This is a genomic window from Halobacillus sp. BBL2006 (genome assembly GCF_000786645.1).
Taxonomy (GTDB): Bacteria; Bacillota; Bacilli; order Bacillales; family Halobacillaceae; genus Halobacillus.
The window spans coordinates 1-17,335 of sequence record NZ_JRNX01000015.1; the positions used below are offsets into that span (position 1 = coordinate 1).

General features: G+C 38.5%; 22 protein-coding genes. 19 read left to right on the forward strand and 3 right to left on the reverse strand.

The window, feature by feature from the left end; genetic code table 11:
- The first annotated feature begins 483 nt into the window (after positions 1 to 483).
- The 3 genes from LD39_RS00500 to LD39_RS00510 all read left to right on the forward strand — a co-directional run bounded on the left by LD39_RS00500 (position 484) and on the right by LD39_RS00510 (position 2,282).
- A complete protein-coding gene (locus tag LD39_RS00500) occupies positions 484 to 1,152 on the forward strand; it encodes a hypothetical protein (RefSeq protein ID WP_035541671.1) in 669 nt (222 codons plus the stop codon).
- Between the two features lie 206 nt (positions 1,153 to 1,358).
- Entirely contained in the window at positions 1,359 to 1,685 is a 327-nt protein-coding gene (locus LD39_RS00505; protein WP_035541674.1) for a hypothetical protein, read from the forward strand.
- A 129-nt stretch (positions 1,686 to 1,814) separates the two neighbouring features.
- Positions 1,815 to 2,282 carry a hypothetical protein gene (locus tag LD39_RS00510; RefSeq protein ID WP_035541677.1) on the forward strand — a complete coding sequence of 156 codons (468 nt, stop codon included), beginning with the start codon at positions 1,815 to 1,817 and terminating at the stop codon, positions 2,280 to 2,282.
- An 80-nt stretch (positions 2,283 to 2,362) separates the two neighbouring features.
- Here the strand turns inward: LD39_RS00510 and LD39_RS00515 are convergent, their stop codons facing one another.
- Positions 2,363 to 2,740, reverse strand: a complete 378-nt coding sequence (locus tag LD39_RS00515) for a DUF3888 domain-containing protein (RefSeq protein WP_035541680.1) — start codon at positions 2,738 to 2,740, stop codon at positions 2,363 to 2,365.
- A gap of 471 nt (positions 2,741 to 3,211) precedes the next feature.
- On the opposite strand from LD39_RS00515, the gene LD39_RS00520 reads away from it, so the two are divergent.
- The 6 genes from LD39_RS00520 (at position 3,212) to LD39_RS00545 (ending at position 7,415) form a co-directional block, all read left to right on the forward strand.
- Positions 3,212 to 3,448 (forward strand): hypothetical protein, encoded by a 237-nt coding sequence (locus LD39_RS00520; protein WP_035541682.1) that lies wholly within the window; start codon positions 3,212 to 3,214, stop codon positions 3,446 to 3,448.
- 400 nt (positions 3,449 to 3,848) lie between these two features.
- Positions 3,849 to 4,148 carry a hypothetical protein gene (locus tag LD39_RS00525; protein ID WP_035541684.1) on the forward strand — a complete coding sequence of 100 codons (300 nt, stop codon included), beginning with the start codon at positions 3,849 to 3,851 and terminating at the stop codon, positions 4,146 to 4,148.
- Between the two features lie 835 nt (positions 4,149 to 4,983).
- Positions 4,984 to 5,496: a hypothetical protein gene (locus tag LD39_RS00530; RefSeq protein ID WP_035541687.1), complete on the forward strand. Its 513-nt coding sequence runs from the start codon at positions 4,984 to 4,986 to the stop codon at positions 5,494 to 5,496.
- Between the two features lie 51 nt (positions 5,497 to 5,547).
- Complete coding sequence (locus LD39_RS00535) at positions 5,548 to 5,913, forward strand: hypothetical protein (protein WP_035541690.1); 366 nt, start codon at positions 5,548 to 5,550, stop codon at positions 5,911 to 5,913.
- Between the two features lie 298 nt (positions 5,914 to 6,211).
- Positions 6,212 to 6,955: an SDR family oxidoreductase gene (locus LD39_RS00540; RefSeq protein ID WP_035541692.1), complete on the forward strand. Its 744-nt coding sequence runs from the start codon at positions 6,212 to 6,214 to the stop codon at positions 6,953 to 6,955.
- A gap of 196 nt (positions 6,956 to 7,151) precedes the next feature.
- A complete protein-coding gene (locus LD39_RS00545) occupies positions 7,152 to 7,415 on the forward strand; it encodes a hypothetical protein (protein ID WP_035541695.1) in 264 nt (87 codons plus the stop codon).
- Between the two features lie 90 nt (positions 7,416 to 7,505).
- On the opposite strand, the gene LD39_RS00550 is transcribed toward LD39_RS00545, so the two are convergent.
- On the reverse strand, positions 7,506 to 8,312 hold the full coding sequence (locus tag LD39_RS00550) for a hypothetical protein (RefSeq protein ID WP_035541696.1): 807 nt from the start codon (positions 8,310 to 8,312) through the stop codon (positions 7,506 to 7,508).
- Between the two features lie 209 nt (positions 8,313 to 8,521).
- On the opposite strand from LD39_RS00550, the gene LD39_RS00555 reads away from it, so the two are divergent.
- The 5 genes from LD39_RS00555 to LD39_RS22895 all read left to right on the forward strand — a co-directional run bounded on the left by LD39_RS00555 (position 8,522) and on the right by LD39_RS22895 (position 11,402).
- The gene (locus LD39_RS00555; RefSeq protein WP_035541699.1) at positions 8,522 to 9,349 is read left to right on the forward strand and encodes a CPBP family intramembrane glutamic endopeptidase; all 828 of its coding nucleotides are present in this window, start codon (positions 8,522 to 8,524) and stop codon (positions 9,347 to 9,349) included.
- A 44-nt stretch (positions 9,350 to 9,393) separates the two neighbouring features.
- Positions 9,394 to 10,155 (forward strand): class I SAM-dependent methyltransferase, encoded by a 762-nt coding sequence (locus tag LD39_RS00560; RefSeq protein ID WP_035541702.1) that lies wholly within the window; start codon positions 9,394 to 9,396, stop codon positions 10,153 to 10,155.
- Positions 10,156 to 10,175: 20 nt separating this feature from the next.
- Positions 10,176 to 11,024, forward strand: a complete 849-nt coding sequence (locus LD39_RS00565; RefSeq protein WP_035541704.1) for an alpha/beta fold hydrolase — start codon at positions 10,176 to 10,178, stop codon at positions 11,022 to 11,024.
- A gap of 18 nt (positions 11,025 to 11,042) precedes the next feature.
- Positions 11,043 to 11,180 carry a hypothetical protein gene (locus LD39_RS22405; protein ID WP_156112536.1) on the forward strand — a complete coding sequence of 46 codons (138 nt, stop codon included), beginning with the start codon at positions 11,043 to 11,045 and terminating at the stop codon, positions 11,178 to 11,180.
- Between the two features lie 66 nt (positions 11,181 to 11,246).
- The gene (locus LD39_RS22895) at positions 11,247 to 11,402 is read left to right on the forward strand and encodes a hypothetical protein (protein WP_197061368.1); all 156 of its coding nucleotides are present in this window, start codon (positions 11,247 to 11,249) and stop codon (positions 11,400 to 11,402) included.
- 179 nt (positions 11,403 to 11,581) lie between these two features.
- Here the strand turns inward: LD39_RS22895 and LD39_RS00570 are convergent, their stop codons facing one another.
- A complete protein-coding gene (locus LD39_RS00570; RefSeq protein ID WP_081988188.1) occupies positions 11,582 to 12,487 on the reverse strand; it encodes an NAD(P)-dependent oxidoreductase in 906 nt (301 codons plus the stop codon).
- A gap of 149 nt (positions 12,488 to 12,636) precedes the next feature.
- Here LD39_RS00570 and LD39_RS00575 point away from each other — a divergent pair, with 149 nt between their 5' ends.
- The 5 genes from LD39_RS00575 to LD39_RS23860 all read left to right on the forward strand — a co-directional run bounded on the left by LD39_RS00575 (position 12,637) and on the right by LD39_RS23860 (position 17,103).
- Entirely contained in the window at positions 12,637 to 12,852 is a 216-nt protein-coding gene (locus tag LD39_RS00575; RefSeq protein WP_035541709.1) for a hypothetical protein, read from the forward strand.
- 146 nt (positions 12,853 to 12,998) lie between these two features.
- Positions 12,999 to 13,508 (forward strand): DUF4269 domain-containing protein, encoded by a 510-nt coding sequence (locus tag LD39_RS00580; protein WP_035541718.1) that lies wholly within the window; start codon positions 12,999 to 13,001, stop codon positions 13,506 to 13,508.
- A gap of 24 nt (positions 13,509 to 13,532) precedes the next feature.
- A complete protein-coding gene (locus tag LD39_RS00585; protein ID WP_035541711.1) occupies positions 13,533 to 14,117 on the forward strand; it encodes a hypothetical protein in 585 nt (194 codons plus the stop codon).
- 605 nt (positions 14,118 to 14,722) lie between these two features.
- On the forward strand, positions 14,723 to 16,750 hold the full coding sequence (locus LD39_RS00590) for a penicillin-binding transpeptidase domain-containing protein (RefSeq protein ID WP_035541713.1): 2,028 nt from the start codon (positions 14,723 to 14,725) through the stop codon (positions 16,748 to 16,750).
- Between the two features lie 137 nt (positions 16,751 to 16,887).
- A complete protein-coding gene (locus LD39_RS23860; protein ID WP_035541716.1) occupies positions 16,888 to 17,103 on the forward strand; it encodes an aspartyl-phosphate phosphatase Spo0E family protein in 216 nt (71 codons plus the stop codon).
- The last annotated feature ends 232 nt before the right edge of the window (positions 17,104 to 17,335 follow it).

Consider the following 17,335-nt stretch of genomic DNA (forward strand, 5'->3'; position numbering starts at 1 on the left):
CTTAAAGAATAGGGCAGGTTAGTTGAAGACTCAGTTTTAAGATAATTAGCGTTTTGAAACTAAATTTAGTCTAATTCGTATGTTTAATATGAGGGTTTTTTCCGTAGAGGAGAATAAGAAAATTCGTTGAACTTCTATATTGGAGGTGCTAAATCGTCTATGAGTAATGGAAACCATAATAAACCGTTCAATGATGCTATAGCCCACAAACAGAATATCGAAGGTTACCCCAAGAATAGTGGAGGAAAGTTGCCCTTACCAATTAAGTTGATTGGGTATTTTCTGTTCGGGAGCTTTATTTTAATGATATTAATTGGTTTAGTAGGTAACTTTCTGTTCAACTAGAAAGATAATTGGTGAAATATATTAATAAATTCTAAGAAGTACATTGGAGATATAATCTAAAACAATTATTTGGAGGTTTAACTTATCGGACGAGGAGTACTACTAAAATTCATTCCACCAGAGTTTGTAGAGACCTTTTTGGATGGTACCCTTCATCTTAGACAAGCTGGTGTTTATATTGATCTAGAGAAGGAGCAGAAAGAGAAAGGTATTGGAGATAGAAAGGAAGGATCCTGGAGCAGGCATATGCCAAAGGATAGTCTTATTGTTCTAACACATCCAAATACGGGACAAAAACTTAGTTATAAAGTCAAACATGGCGTTTTTAATACAAGGAATGATGCGATAAGGTTAGTACCTATTTCTTGTTTTACTTATCTTTCTTGGGAAGAAGACTTTGACGTAGATGCAGATGGTATAGGAAAAATTAAAGCAGATGTAGCTGAAGAGTTAATAGAACAATTTGGTGAACGTAAGGTCGTAGCTATCCAACCACAAGACTTTTTTAGAACATTAGGAAATGTGAATCAAGATGGGTTAAAATTAGGATATGGATTTGTTCAGTATTATGATGACCAGAAGGAGCCCCATCCAGTTTCCGAAGAACAATACGATAAATATCCTATCCCAGCTTTATTTTGTAAAAGAAGATTTTTTGAATTTCAAAGGGAATTTAGAGTTGTATTACCTAAGCAAGTAGAAAATTTAGATACGTTTATAGATATTGGAGATATTAGAGACTATACCTTTACGTTAGATGTATGTGAACTAAGCGAAAAAAAGTTTGGAATCAGCGATGAAAAATAAAATTCTACACATTTTTTAACTAATGATAAATGATATATGAATTCCTTGAGGCTAAATTTTAAAGGAAAGGGGGCGATTGCTTGAAAAAGTACTCGCCCTTATTACATAGACATAGGGACTGTAATCAATGTATGACTGATCGAGGGGTACAGCAGAAGAAGAAGAAGTGTGAAAAATAATCATAAGTATGAATAAGGAGTTTTCTTATGCGTTGTTTATGTGAGAATAATGATACATTCGATTTAAAGGTAGAAGGTGATGTTGATACAGACCCAATTTGGTGTAACCAATGTGGATGTAACTTAGATATTGAAGAAGTTCCCATATCAGAGAATTTAAAAGATGAAATTATAAAGTGGGCTATGCAGTATGGTAAATGGATTGAATGGAGTACAGATACGTTGCGTTCAAATGCCATTGAACTAGAAAGCGAACATAACAAACTTGGTCAAGTACTTACAGAGAAAGTTAAGAAGGAACTTGGTGCAAGATACATGATAAGTTTCTTGCCTTCTTCTTCAGCGAGATTATAGACTGGCTTAGATTTTTGATATTGAACTAACAGGGAGCGTTTAATAAAGATATACTCCAAGATATATTGAGATCTTGCCTTCAAGAATAGGTCGCTTATCTTAAGTATGGCAAAAACTAGGGGTGGGTTTATGGAGGAAGGAACTTGGGAGGACTTCTTAGACATTATAGGGTTAACAGAAAATGAAAGACGATCGGCAGTGCTTAATGTAGTTAGGAAAATTCCGGGCGGTGATCCTAAAGTTTCGGTTCTAAACGACTTATTTGAAATATCTCTCCAAATCTTCAAGAAAAGAGTAACAGCTCTTCATTTATTATGGTTTGACTCTAAATTAATTGTTTCTGATAACTTTATTAGTTATCCTTCTAACTCAAGCATATGGCAGAAATCAATTACTAACGGAGATTTAAAATACTTAGAAGAGCTTTGGTATGATTTGTTGGGTACATACCTTGTGTTTTTGCCTGAGAAGTTAGTGCTTAAGTCTAATAACACTGAAGATGAAGAAGAATTTATTGGGGACTTATTAAGAACTTACAAGACCATATTGTTAAAAACACCTGACGCTAATGAAATACTCCATTTATCCATAGATTGATGTAGTTTAAGAATAATTATCTTGAAACTGAGTCTTATAGGAACGGGGGCTTTACTGCAGTTAAGACATATAATGCGTTATTAGTTACAAGATATCTTTTCATTGGGCTCTAAAGGTGCTTTTTCTACAATATAACCTTCCCATCTCCAGTTATCTGTATCATTAGTGAATGCCATTTTTACTTTGTAGAATGGAGGGTTGTGTGGACCTTCAAAAGTGTACAGAGTAAGACTTACTCTATAAAGGTTATTATTTTCTCCTGTCTTTTCTAATTTAGTTACACTGGCACAATCAAATTGAGTATCTTGGTTGAATTCCTCTGAAAGTTTGGCAATGATTTTATTGGTCAGTAATGAAAGGATAACGTCATTTTCTATTTGTTTAGATTCACCTCGAAGTAAAACTGGGTTGAGTATAATTAAGATGAGTACTAGAGACAAAATTGTTTTAGGTATCATTAGTTAATTCTCCCTTTTGAAACAGAAGTCACTTTAATTTATGTTAATGATAATAATCCATTCACAATGAGACGCTTTTTGATTTCTGTTAGTGATATATCTTCACTTGTTTCGAAGTTGAGAATTAAACAAACGGGGGCTTTTGAGTAGTAAGACAATAAAATATATTATGTGGGAGGGAGACTTAGTTGGATTGGTTAATCTCTTGGTTTGCGTTTGCAGTAGCAGTTGGGGAGATTGTTTGTTGATTAATATTATCTTGATTTCAAGTCTTCAAGTAACGGGGGCATTTCTCAAACAGATGAATCTCTTCCTTTTTATCTGTTGGGTAAAGGGGGAGACTGGAATTCGTGATAAAGAAAGTATTTAAGACGCATAAGGAATATTATATGAAATGACAAACACTTCTTAACCTATTGAAAGTGTTAATTATGTGAGGGACAATATCATCAGAAATAATGAGGTGATATTTTGAAGGTTGCAAAAATTGTACTATTAATTTTAGGGATTTCTCTATCAGGATACGCATTGTTCACTGAAGAACCATCGAAGGTAATGCCCTTTGTTTTGCTTACTTTAGGGTGTTTTATGATTCTTAAGAGTGTTGATGAATTTAACAAAGTTAAATATCCATACGTAGGTTTTTTTCAATTGGCGGTTGGGGTATTTGCAATATATGCCTCTTATCAAGCTTTTATGGTTATGTGAGCAATAGTAAAATTTTCAGAGCCAGTAAAAATAATACTGGATGTATGTGGCAGCTGAAAAAGATGTCTAAACTCTCGCCCAAGTCTATAACAAAAAGCGCCTTGGCAAAGTGAATAACAGAAAAAACTGTATTTGCTTTAAACGTGTGAGTGATATTTCACTAGAACAACTTAAACAAACCGTTCTGGATGCGGTGGAGTGGAGTATAGTCCAAGAAAGAGAATACGGCCGAAATTGTAATCGGCCTGTGAAGCATCAATAGATGGAAGTATATGGGGTGGGACTACCAATCGTTCACAATAGGTAGTCCCACCCCACGTTTTACAACTAAATCTGCTATCATGGTATGGTAATCTACTACTGATATTAGACATCCCCGCTCACAAAGGAGGTATGCTGTATGGATCGAAGCCGCGACGAAGAAGTCATTCGTAATTACCAAGAAAACGAGAAAATGATGATTCTGCTTTTTGCCCAGTGGTGTATCAATCATGACCTGGATCCTGAAGCTGTTTATAAAGAAGCTCATCCGTACCAAGCTAAAAATAACGAACTGGTGGAAGCTTTGGAGCTGACTGTAAAGAAGAAGGAGTCAGACCATATTGATGCTGAGACGGTGATTGAGATGCTGTCTCTTTATGGAAATGATGACCTGGCTTTTGTTGTATCGGAGTATATTAACTCTAGGAAATTAAAGTAAGCCCCACCGAAAAATATGGACGGTTGATGCGCTTCCAACATGAAGCTAAAGAACCGTCCTCCTCATTATCATAATTCCTTGGTCATAAACACATTGTTGGTGGTACTCAGGATTATTGTATGTCGGTGCCTGACCTTCAATATTTACCAGTGATAAAGCAGTTAGGATCAGGCACGGCATTTTCGATCAATTCAGTTGGATTGGTTAATATCCTGGTTTGCATTTGCAGTAGCAGTTGGGTCCTTTGTAGAAGCTGCTGTTAGAAATAAGAAGTTAGAAAAAAGAGTGCGTGTTTTAGAAGAATACTATGAAGAGGAAATTTATTAAAAGTTACTTGCGAAAAAATTTAGATATCGAGGCTAAAATAAACAGTGGCGATTATTCAATAGAGTACTCTTCTTTTTTACATAAGTACACGGGGTATATGGAAGGTATTTAACTTTCTAAACTGCTTGAGCAGACGCTGGGTTTGCCATCATGCTTGCAGTATTCTTTTATCCACTTTATTTTACTAATTATTAACGTATAGGAACTGGGGTAGGGATTAAAGTACAGACTTAAATGGATTCCTAGCTGAAATATGATTATTTATAATTTGAACTAGAAACATTGAATTCGAGTATTAAAGAAATGGAGGCAATGATCTAATATTAGATCATTGCTTTTTTTGCTTGTGCACTGGGAGAAAAATTTTCTAGTGACTATATAGTAAACATACTGAATACTTGTTAAGTTAAGTGGAAAATGTTAAAAATGTGGAAGTTTTTCGTGTAATGCTTTCGTCCAACGGATGCAGCCACTTAATTAAAAAACGAACAACAGACGGAGGAGTTAAATGAAGAAACCTATAATCGTAATTTCACTTTTCATAATTACATTTATAACTGGATGTAATTCTAATGAACGTATCACCAAAGGGCTTGTGGAGGATTATTACAATGCGCTAGTTAACCAAAATTATGAGAAGGTTTATGAGGTCTCAAAAATTTATGACCTTGGAGAGCCCAGCTCGGAAGAAACAACTTTTACTGAAGAAGAAGCAAGAAAATTTTTCATGAAAAAAGTGGACTACTTAGAAGAAGTGGATTATAAAGTGAAAAGCTATGAAATTGTAGAAACCAACCAACAAGACGGTCACACCTTTACATATGAGGTGGCATTAAAGATTGAAGTAAATGGAGAAACCGTCAATAGAAAAGACAGGATATACCCTAGAGTAGATCAAAAAGATATTAGTATTTCGAAAAGCGAGGATCCATTAGCAAAGTATCGTGATGGAAGAGTGAATTTTAATATTGAAGAACATTGGTCTAAAGATATTGAAGCAGAGTATGATAACATTTTTTAATATCTCAATTTCGAGTCTTATTGATGATGGTTCAGAATTTTGCCATGCAGTATGGTTTTAGAACCTGTTGATGAAAATTTAATAAATGCAAAGGGAACGGCAATAGTATATAAAGTACAGATATCCCCTCCCAGTTTTGCTCTGACTAATATCAGCATTCTTGCTGTGCATCTTCCAGAACCCACAAACTATGGGGATTTTGATAGCTATGTAGGATTTGCCTATATGCCCGAAGAAATAAGTTGGAGGTTTAGACTATATCCTACTCCTGAAGAAATTAGTCCAACATGGGCAGGCAGATTTGATCTGATTACAGCGGATATGAAAAACGTAGAGGTACAAGTGAGGCTCTCAAATACCAAAAGAAAAAAGTTAGGTCCAATTGTATTGGAAAGTAATATCGGTCAGTGTAAATAGGGTAATGAGAGTGGTATAACATTTCAAGCATATCTTGAAATCAAGTCTTCAAGTAAAGGGGCGTTAGTAAATAAGCCTATATACAAAAAGTAACTTCCAATTTTATGGAAGTTACTTTTTGCGTAATATCAACATTAAACTTTAACAGAGTCTTATGAAAAGTACGAGCATTATTTTGATGCTTGAGAGTTAGGGGATGCCTATCGATAGGCTGCGTTATGTTTAGCAGAGTCTTGTAGAGGTAACTAGAAGTTTGAAGTCAAAATATTAGATCTACAAACTTTTAGGAGGCTATATCGTGTCAACTCTACAAGATCAAGTCGTTATTATCACTGGAGCTTCCAGCGGAATCGGTGAAGAAACAGCGAAGGAACTCTCCGCAAAAGGAGCCAAACTCGTTTTGGCCGCTCGCCGTGAAGATCGATTAAAAGAGCTAGCTGATAAAGTGAATAATGATGGAGGAAACGCCATCTACAAACCAACAGATGTGACCTCTTATGAAGAAATGGAAGAACTTGCGGCTTATACGCAAAAAGAATTCGGTCAAATTGATGCGATCGTTAATAACGCAGGACTGATGCCGTTATCTTACTTGAACAAACAGAAAGTAAAAGAATGGGATCAAATGATCGATGTAAACATTAAAGGTGTGCTTTATGGTATATCTGCAGTCCTTCCGCATATGCGCGAAAGGAAGCAAGGGCACATCATCAATATCTCATCCGTAGCCGGCCATGTCGTCTTTCCGGGAAGCGCAGTGTACAGCGGAACAAAATTTGCAGTTAGAGCAATTACTGACGGTCTCAGAATGGAAGAGTCCGCAGATAGTAAAATCAGAGCAACAATCATTTCTCCAGGAGCCGTCTCCACTGAGTTGACATCAACCATTACTGATGAGGATGTCAAAGGTGGAGTGGAAGAGCTTTATCAAGAAGCCATTACCCCTGACAGCATTGCGAGAACAATCCGCTATGCTTTAGAAGAGCCAGCGGAAATTGCGATTAACGAAATCGTGGTTAGACCAACCAATCAAGCGATGTAATGAGAAGGATGCACAGTCCATTTGGGGGGCTGTGCATTTTTTTGTACAATTGTAGGGGGAAATGAGGTCCTTGGAGGTGTGGTGGAATAGATCGACAACTCTTCAATAAAAATAGAGTCTAACCGAGACATTTAACAATTCTCCGTTGTTTATATTGGTGAAAAGGGCATAGGTTAAGGTAAGGGAGAGGGTATGGATGAACTTTATAGCAAACTTGATAGAGTATTGTTTTTCAAGCAAGAAAACGTTAGTCTACTCGGCTTTTAGTCAAAAGGATTACTTTACAGTTATATCTAAATTGAAAGCAGCTTCTATTAAATACAGGATTGCTACAACTTCTAATATGTCCTCGCCACCTGGTGGGTCTTATAATGACTTTGGAACGGAATACAAAGTGTATGTGAAAAAAGAAGACGAGGAAGAAGCAGCGAGAGCGATTCATTCTAAAAACGGTCACTAGCCCATAGTAGGAATCAGCCTATACCAAAACTCGAGAATATCTAAATTGAAAAAAAGCCATACGTTCTAGCGAGCGTATGACTTTTGGTGTTTACGTGTTGAACCATTCCCCTTGAATAGCCGCGATATAGCGCTGGGCGGATCGCTGTACGGCTCTGTTTGCGTTTCTTGAAACCTTTTTATGAAAGGCATTATATAGCTCATCGAATTTCAAAGGCATCACTTTTTCGGCGATCTGCTTTACTTTTTCCGGTGGTAGCGGTATGAGGTTAGGATAACTATACATAAAGCTGACCCAGTCGGTGTCTGCAACCACTTGGATGATGTCTCCGGTAAGTAGGACACCCTCTTGGTTTTGCCAATGCAGGACGGCTCCTCCTGAGAAATGCCCGCCTAATCGGTAGAGGGTGAGACCATCTGATAGAGTCTTTGCTTCTCCACTCCAAAATACGATTCGCTCACTTTGACGCTGAACCCATTCCTTATCGTCCTCATGAATGTAGATCGGGCAATTGAAAGTTCCTGCCCACTCCACCTGTGTCGTGTAATAATGGGGGTGTGAAAGAGCAATCGCATCGATTCCTCCTTCTGCCGCTATTTGATTTATCGTGTTCTTATCTAAGTAGGCAATACAGTCCCACAAAAGTCGAAATCCGTTATGTTCTACTATGTAAGCCGTCTGACCGATGCCGAACTTCGGCTCTGTCGTCACACTGACGAGCCCTTCCTGGTCATAAATGAACTGGTTCGAATAGGTTCCGGACTCTACCATGTCTTCAAGCGTCGTCCATTCCTGTCCGTTTGGATTCACATATTGCCGTTCTTCTTTGCAAATGACGCATTCTTGCAAACTGGATGAATACTGAGTCCCACACGTTATGCAAATCAAATTGTGCACGTTCAATCCTCCTAATCTATGACATGTTCTTTATTATACGTGTGAATGAATGTGGAAAGTAGTGTAAACTAAGGGAAATACATAATTTATTGAAAAAGGAGGAAGAACGTGCTCAATACATATAACATCATAGACTTTACCTTGAACGACATAAGGATAAGTCTTATTACTGCTAACTTCTTTCCAAAATGTAAGGACAAAAGACTTAAATGAAGGAAAGTAATGTTGGCATTAAGAACATTAAATTATGGCTTATTATTCCAGTTATGTTGTGCTGGGAAGTACCTGTTTTTTTCATGAATATTACCTTTGAATTCACCTCAGTAACCACAGAGGTCTTAGACATTCTCTTTTATTTATTTGTTCTAGTATGGATCAGTATGGAGTTATCAAGAAAGAGAATAAAATTCTCGCATTTAAGTGCTAATGGAAAGCCGAAGATTCCTTGGATGAGAATATTAGCCTTCGTACCGATCGTAAAATTAACCGCAGCGGCGATGCTGCTTGTACTTGGAATGGGTATCCTGCTATCCTCTCCAAGCCTCAATGAAATCCCGATTGCAGATGCAAGACTTCAACAACAATTGCAACTACTTCCGACGAATTTAATTTTAAAATTTATGATGGTCGTCATTATTGCACCTATCGTTGAAGAACTCTTCTTTCGAGGCATGATGCTGAACAAATTCACCTTAAAGCATGGCGCGTTGAAAGGCATATTAGGGACTTCGGTGTTATTTACGATGGTCCATCCGCTAAGTTTTTTCAGCGCATTTTTAATGTCTATTTTTCTATCCATCGTCTACTTGAAAACCCGGAAAATGTATGTGCCAATCATTGTGCATGCCTTCGGTAATCTAATCGTTCTTCTGAATCAACATCTTCTGTCACCACTATTATTTAGTGGAGAGCAGACAGAGTCCTTACCTGAGAAGGCAGAACTTCTTGCGATGTCGATAATCGCCACAGCTCTCCTATCCATCACTATATTCGGCTTTTATAAGTGGTATCCAAGGCGTGAATCTATTCATCTATAAGCCTATTATGGAAGGGAGCAAAATACGAAGAAGAAAGGGGTCTTATGAAAACAACGGATTATTCTAAGCTAGCATCTCGTTACGATAAAAATCTGTATAGAAGTATAAATGTTGAACTTGATCCCCATCTGAAAAATTACATAAAAACAAATAATCGCACTGTTTATGACGTCTTGGATTTATCCTGTGGGACGGGGCTGTATTTAGCTCATCAGATAAAACATCTTACAGAACAAAAGATTAATTGGAACGGTCTTGATGCTTCTAAAGAAATGCTCGAAAAAGCGAATGAAAAGCTGGAGAAGGTTTCACTCCTTCATGGTTTTGTGGAAGACATGCCGTATCCAGCACAATCCTTCGACTACATTGCCAATACTTATGCTTTTCATCATTATCGTTACAAAGAACAAGCGTTAGATGAGATTTATAGAGTCTTAAGACCAAATGGTGTTTATCTTATGCATAACATCGCTGTTGATGATATGCCTCGCTGGTGGTTGTATCACTACTTTCCAACGGCGCAAAACGAAGATCAGAAAAGGTTTTGGGATAAAGTCATGATCTTTGAACAGCTCAATGAGCGAGGATTTAAAGTAGATGTAAAAATCGATTATCAATTGGGAGAAGTGAAAGTGGCAGACTACCTGCCGTATGCAGAAAATCGCGACATTTCTGTGTTGACTCTTATCAGTGATGAACAATACCAGGAAGGTTTGGAGAGAATGAGACGGGATGTGATGGATGCTCCTGACAAGACAGTGGTTAATGATTTCGCTGAAATGCGGTGTGTGGCGAAAAAAGTCTAGGACGGGAAAGGAATCTTTCAATGGAATTATGGTCAAAAAAGTTGATCAGCACAGGAAGGGGAACGTTTGAAGTCTTTGACAAAGGAAGCGGAACGCCCTTATGTGTGACGCATTACTATTCAGAATTTAACGAAACAGGCGATTATTTTGCTGACACCTTTACGGGTCGTCATCAAGTCTTTCTCGTGAACTTGAGGGAAGCAGGAAACTCTGTGAAGGCTGAACACCCTTATCAGCTTAGTTTGCTGGAAACGGTATTTGATTTGGAGGCTATTAGAGAAGCCATGAAGGTGGAGTCATGGAGTTACGCAGGTCACTCCATTGGCGGAGTTCTAGGCGTTATTTACGGTATCTATTTTCCTGAACGTTTGACGGCGAATGTCATAGTGGGAGCTGCCGCCAGGGATTACACTACGTTGTCTCCTCAGTGTATTTACAATCAACAGCATCCGGATTATGAGCTTATGCAAGGTCTTATGATCGCTTTAAAAAGTCCTGAATTGTCACCACAAGAAAGAAGAAACAATTCCATTGAACGAACAAAATTATCTTTAAAGCATCCTGAAATGTATAAGCAGCTGTTCAATAAGAGCATTCATAAGAAAATGTCTGCTGCTCGCTTGAATTTCTTCAATCGTGAACTACAGATTTTCGATGTAACAAGAAAACTTCATTTGAGCAGTGCAAAAACCCTCATTCTGTGTGGAGAACATGATGTTCAATGTCCATTGGAATATTCAATAGAGATGAGTGAGCTTATACCAAATTCAGAACTCGTCGTCTTCCGTGAAAGTAACCACTATCCTTTTTTAGAAGAAAAAGAACGATTCAAGCAGGAGGTAAGCAAGTTCTTTGAGAAAGTAGACTGAAGGGAAGGAGAGTAGACGATGTCAGGCTTAGGAATTCTATTCCCAATCGGATTCTTCGTGTTTTTATTTGTCGCATGGATTCTCGAAAGAATGAAAGGGCCGGAAGAACGGATAGATGAGTTGGAGAAGAATAGTAAGGTGGAAGTAAACAATTAGAAGGATCGTTAAAGAGGCAACATTACTTCACCTGCTCTTTAATGATTGTGTAAGGAGAATATGGATTTGGAATTTGTACGAAAGACGATGAAACAAATGTTTATAGATTTATTATCAATGGGTAAAGGGTTTGTTTATGGATTTGTCATGGTTGGATTATTCATCATCATTGGGGGAGCTTTACTATACGGTGTTCTGTTTATTCGAAATTTGATGCTTTAGACAAAATCTATGGGGATATATTTAGAGATGGTCTTAACTTTTAGTTGGATCTCACAAAAAGGTAAGAGATTTTTAGAACCAAAACAAATGTAAATTAATGGATCACTGTACATACTTAAAAGAACTCAGATCCTGGGCTTTAACCAATCCGCCTGGTTATCTGAGTTCTTTTTCAAATTTTAACGATCCGAAGCCATCATTTTATAATATTGATACAAGGCCTGGGTCCCTTTGTTGTCCCCGCCGGCTTGGCTGAGCTGATCGTATAATTCTTTTGCGAGCTTCAAACCTGGTACAGCGATTTGTAACCTTTCAGCCGAATCAATCGCGATCTTCATGTCTTTAATAAAATGCTTCACATAAAAGCCGGGCTCAAAGTCTCCCTCTATCATACGCGGACCGAGATTCGACAAGGACCAGCTTCCTGCTGCTCCAAATTCGATACTTTTCAGGACAGTTTTCGGATCAAGACCGGCTTCTTCTGCATAGATAATCGCTTCACAAACGCCCATCATCCCGGAAGCGATCGCGATTTGGTTACACATTTTCGTATGCTGACCAGACCCGGCGTTTCCTTGCAGTACGATATTTTCACCCATTGCCTGCAGAGCAGGAAGAATTTCATTGAAGTGCTGTTCTTCTCCACCGGCCATGATGGTGAGCGTTCCGTTTTTAGCACCTACATCTCCACCTGAGACGGGCGCATCAAATGCGTGGATGCCTGCGTTTTTTGCTTCCTCAGCAATTCTTTGAGCTAACTCAGGGGAGGACGTTGTCATATCGATCACGTACGAACCAGGTTTTGCGTTATGTAAAAGTCCGCCTTCTCCAAAGTAAACCTCTTCCACGTCACTCGGGTAGCCCACAATGGTGATGATTACATCCGAATTCTCAGCCAATGATGCGACGCTTTCCTGCCAGCGGGCTCCTTTTTCTATAAGGTCTTCTGCTTTTTCTTTTGTTCGAGTAAATACATTCAACTCAAACCCTGCTTTCATCAAATGCTGAGCCATGCTTCTTCCCATGACCCCTGTACCAACAAATCCGATGGTTTTATTTTTCATTTCTCTCCCACTTTCGAATATGGATTTTTGAATCGATTAATGAAAGTATATCAAGTCATCCTTGATAGTTACAGAATGATGAACTGTACCCTTGGAATTTTTTGAAAATTAAGTAAAAAGAGTGTATCCTTAGTATGAATGAATTCGAACGTATGAGGAGGCTGTGATTTATGATTAGTGGAGGGTGGATTTTAGCTGGATTATTTACCTTATTAGGTTTGCCGCTATTCATCGGCTGGCTTCGTGATGTTTTGGGCTGGAATACGAACCGTTTCTATGGTGACGAAATGAATAAGAAGAAAAGAAGTAAGAAAGAAGAGGCATTCGATAAGGCTTCCCGCTATTATGGTCAACATAATCACTGGGGTGGCGGTTCAGAAGACTAATCAGTTAGCGCAAAGAGTGTTTATCTCTTTAGAGAGAAGCGCTCTTTTTTATTGAATTGATTGGATGTAATTGGAATGATTGCGGTGCATGAAGGAAGTGATAATTTTTCAGAGGAGGAGGTTGGGTGGCAGATTTATTTGAAAAGATGAAAACGGGAACGAAAAAACAGCAAGATGCTTATAGAGCTATTATGGAACTCGATATTTTAAATGATTTAGGCCGCTATACCCCTGTGTTATGCGGGACCGTTCCGCTCGGCATCGACACCTGCGAATCAGACCTCGATATCATAATGGAAATCTATAACTTCAAACCTTTTGTTGAAAAGCTTGTAACGTTATATCAAAATAAAAAGCATTTTACTATAAAAAGAAAAGAAATTGGTGGAAAAAAAGCGGTTAAGGCTAATTTTCACTATAAAGGGTTTGAATTCGAATTATTCGGCCAGGGAGAGCCTGTGCATAAGCAGCATGCCTATTTACATATGGTGATCGAATATGAATTGCTCCAGAAAAGTCCTCATTTACAAGAAAAAGTCATCACTCTTAAAAAGCAAGGATATAAAACGGAACACGCCTTTTGTAAGTTGTTAAATATTCAGGGGGATCCGTATAAAGGGCTCATTCGATACGGGCAAGAAAAAGGGCTGCTATAACAAAAGAATAAGGGGGTTAGAACGATGTTTAAGGATAAAACAACAAAAACAATGGCTTACATATTGGGAGTAGTGCTTGTGGTTTTAGCTGTAGGAGGATATCAATACTCTAAGGAAGTAAGAGAGGAGAATCGACAATTTGACTATTTTCTCAATCACTTATATTCCTCTGTCGACAGCTCCATTGGAAGAATTGATTATATGCTTAAAGAAAAACCTGAAGACGAAGATTTAGTAGCTGCAGTCCGTCTCCTCGATGAAGACTTATTGAAGGCAAACACCGTATTACATAGTGCAAGAACTTTCATAAATATGGAGATCTACAATACTTATTTCTTTTTAGATGCCACGAATTTTTTGTATGGCATAACATCGAGCGGAGAATTTACTTTTAAGCTCCCGCCAATAAGTGAAGATGGTCATCTAGGAGAAAAAGAAATTGCCATATTGGAAACCCTGAGGGATTACATGAACGGCACAAAAGAAGCCATGTACTCAGATGAAACGATGCAAGAGGATCCGGAGCTTACAGTCAACAAGATGAACGAAATCCTTGAAACGCATTTAACTCAAGATAAGGTAGGAATTTATAGAGAATCCCTGAAGTAAGCGAATGCCCGCTTCATTAATAAGGAGTGTTGTTTTTTGTTTACTATTACTACGTTATTGAAAGTACCTAGGAATTCTAGAGTTATCGCCATGTTTACGGGTTGTTTATCTATCACCGACGGACGTTCAACATAGTTATCAACCTGATAACGATGGGGTTTATTGTGTGTGTCGTCACTACATTGGCGATCGAACAAAGCTTGTTCAAAGATGATGAAGAGTAACTGTTTAATTGAACAAATAGCTGTAAGATTGGATGCGAAGAAGCTGAAGAGTAGTAAGTTTTGAGATTTTGTAGAAAAATGAACAAGGAATGAAACCATTCATCATCCAATCCCGTCCAATGTATATAAGGCCGGGATTGGATTTCTTATGAAGAAGAGGAGCTTCACCGGATAGTGCTATAAAAGGAATTGTGACCCTGTCCATCATCAATTACATAACCTTTTAGCCTGGTGACCAAAAAATTGAATCGGTCATTCACTCCATTGCCTTTTTTCAAGTTTAAAAGCAAAGAAACAGCTGAAAGCTATCGAAATTTGTTATACTACCTAATAATTAGGTAAATATTGTCTTTGTGAGAAAGACATAGGGGGAGCCTTACAATGAAACTACTTAAAGCGCTTGTTTTATTTCTAGCAATCTTCACGTTAGTCAGCTGTTCGCAGAAACCGAAACCAGAAGATACGTTTCAAGCATACATGAAGGCATGGGAAAACCAGGATTATGAACAGATGTATTCCCTTCTCAGCGATGGTTCCAAAGAGGCGGTCAGTTTGGAAGATTTTAAAGAGAAATATAAGGCCAGTTATGAAGAAATAAACATGGATGAACTGGGTATCTCTTATGAACTTCCTGAGGAAGAGCAGGAGTATGATAAAGAAGAAACGCCAACTTTCGATTATAAAGCGGAAATGAATTCTATAGCAGGGAAAATTGAATTCTCTCATAAAGCTGCCCTCGTTTATCAAGAAGGAGAGGAAGAAGATAAATGGTTAGTAGACTGGAATCCTTCGATGATCTTTCCGGGAATGGAAGAGGGGGATCGCGTTCAAGCCACAACTCTTATTCCCGAACGTGGAGAAATTTTTGACCAGGATGGAAAGGGTCTGGCCATAAATGGAGTCATTCAGGAAGTCGGCCTTGTTCCGGAATGGATGGCAGAAGCAGAGGAAGACCAGGAAAAAACGAAAGAGAAGTTAGCCAAGATCCTGGATATTTCTGTAGCAACCATTAATCAAAAATTGGATCAGGAATGGGTAAAACCCGACTCGTTTGTGCCGTTAGCTTCCGTAGCTGATAATGATGAAGAAAAAATCGCAGCCATTAAAGAATTACAAGGCTACAAATTTAATGAAAAGTCCGCACGTGTGTATCCACTCGGAAAAGCCGCTGCGCATTTAACGGGTTTCTATGGAGACATTTCGGCTGATGAGCTGGAGGAAAAGAAAGATGAAGGATACACAGCGACCAGCCAGATCGGAAAAGCTGGACTGGAGAGTGTACTCGAAGAGCAATTACGAGGCACAAATGGTGGAAAGGTGTACATTGAGGATGCCGAAGGGAACGAAAAAGAAGTGCTAGCAGATAAAGAGGTTGTTGATGGGGAAGACGTCAATCTAACGATCCGCTCGGACTTACAAAAGACGGTCTATAATCAGCTGAAAGGAGATTCCGGATCTTCAGCAGCTATTAATCCGTCCACTGGAGAAGTGTATGCGTTAGTCAGTTCACCTTCCTATGATCCCAATCGTTTCGTGCTCGGGATCAGCACAGAACGCCTGACCGAGCTGCAGGAAAATCCCGACCGTCCTATGATCAATAAGTTCACAAAAACGTATGCACCAGGATCGACATTCAAACCCATCACAGCGGCGATTGGCTTAAAGACAGAATCCTTTAACCCTGCTGAAGAAATGTCGATTCCTAATAAAACGTACACCCAGGATGGCTGGGGCGGCTATTCTGTGACAAGGGTAGATGGAGCAACTGTCGATAAGCAGGTCACGTTGCGTGATGCACTTGTTCGTTCTGACAACATTTACTTTGCACGTGCGATTCTCGAAATTGGAGGAGAAGCATTCTTACAGGAAACGAAAGAGTTTGGGTTTGGGGAAGACATCCCATTTACCTACCCTGTCCATTCTTCTCAAATTTTGAATGAAGACACCTTCGACAGTGAAGTATTGCTTGCTGATACTGGTTATGGTCAAGGGCAGGTGGAGATGAGCACCCTTCACTTAGCGATGACGTATACGCCTTTTGTTACGAATGGTACTTTATTGAAACCAACGATTATGAAAGATGAAGGAGCTGGGCAGGCATGGCATGAAAATGTCATCAGTCAAGAAACGGCATCGACGATTCGTGAGGACTTGAAGGCGGTAGTCGAAACCCCAGAAGGGACAGGCTATGAGCCACAACTGTCTGGGATCAACCTTGCTGGAAAGACTGGAACCGCTGAGCTGAAACAGTCTCTTGAAGTAAAAAATGGTCAAGAGAACGGGTGGTTTGTCGCCTGGAACACTGAGACTAATGACTTGCTCCTCTCGATGATGATCGAGGACGTCGAGGGCGGTAGTCATTATGTGGTACCGAAAGTGAAAAAAGTATTTGAACAGAATATGGAATAACGGAGAGGAGGCTGCTGCGGCAGTCTCTTTTTATGTATTGGTAGAGTAAGAAAAAAACTTAATCCTTATTCAGAATATAAAAAAATCGATGAACTCTAAATTTTACAATGATAGAATATAATTAGACTGAGATAAAAATGAGAGAATACGGAGGTGTAGGCACGATTGAGAGAGACGACTTAGAGACCCAGATAGAAATTTTGAGAGAGCGCATGTACAAAGCTTATGATAATGGAAACAGTTATGAAAACATTGTCCGCCTATCCCAAAGGCTGGATTTCTTACTTAACCAACTGCATAAAAATTTTGAACGAAAAAAGTATTTAATCTTCTTATTAATCCTATTTATATGAAAAAAAGCCCTCAACATTAGTTGGGGGCTTACCGTCTATGTACCATTCACTACAGTAAATGGCTGATTGAGGGTTTAACAATGGACGGTATTTTTATCATACCATTATTTTTCTGATATAACAATTTAGAATTTAATATTTTATATAATAAATAATATTCTCTACAAGGAGTACGGAAAATGAATAAATATATTACGATTTCATTAGAGAGAAATGATGCTTTTTCTTTTTT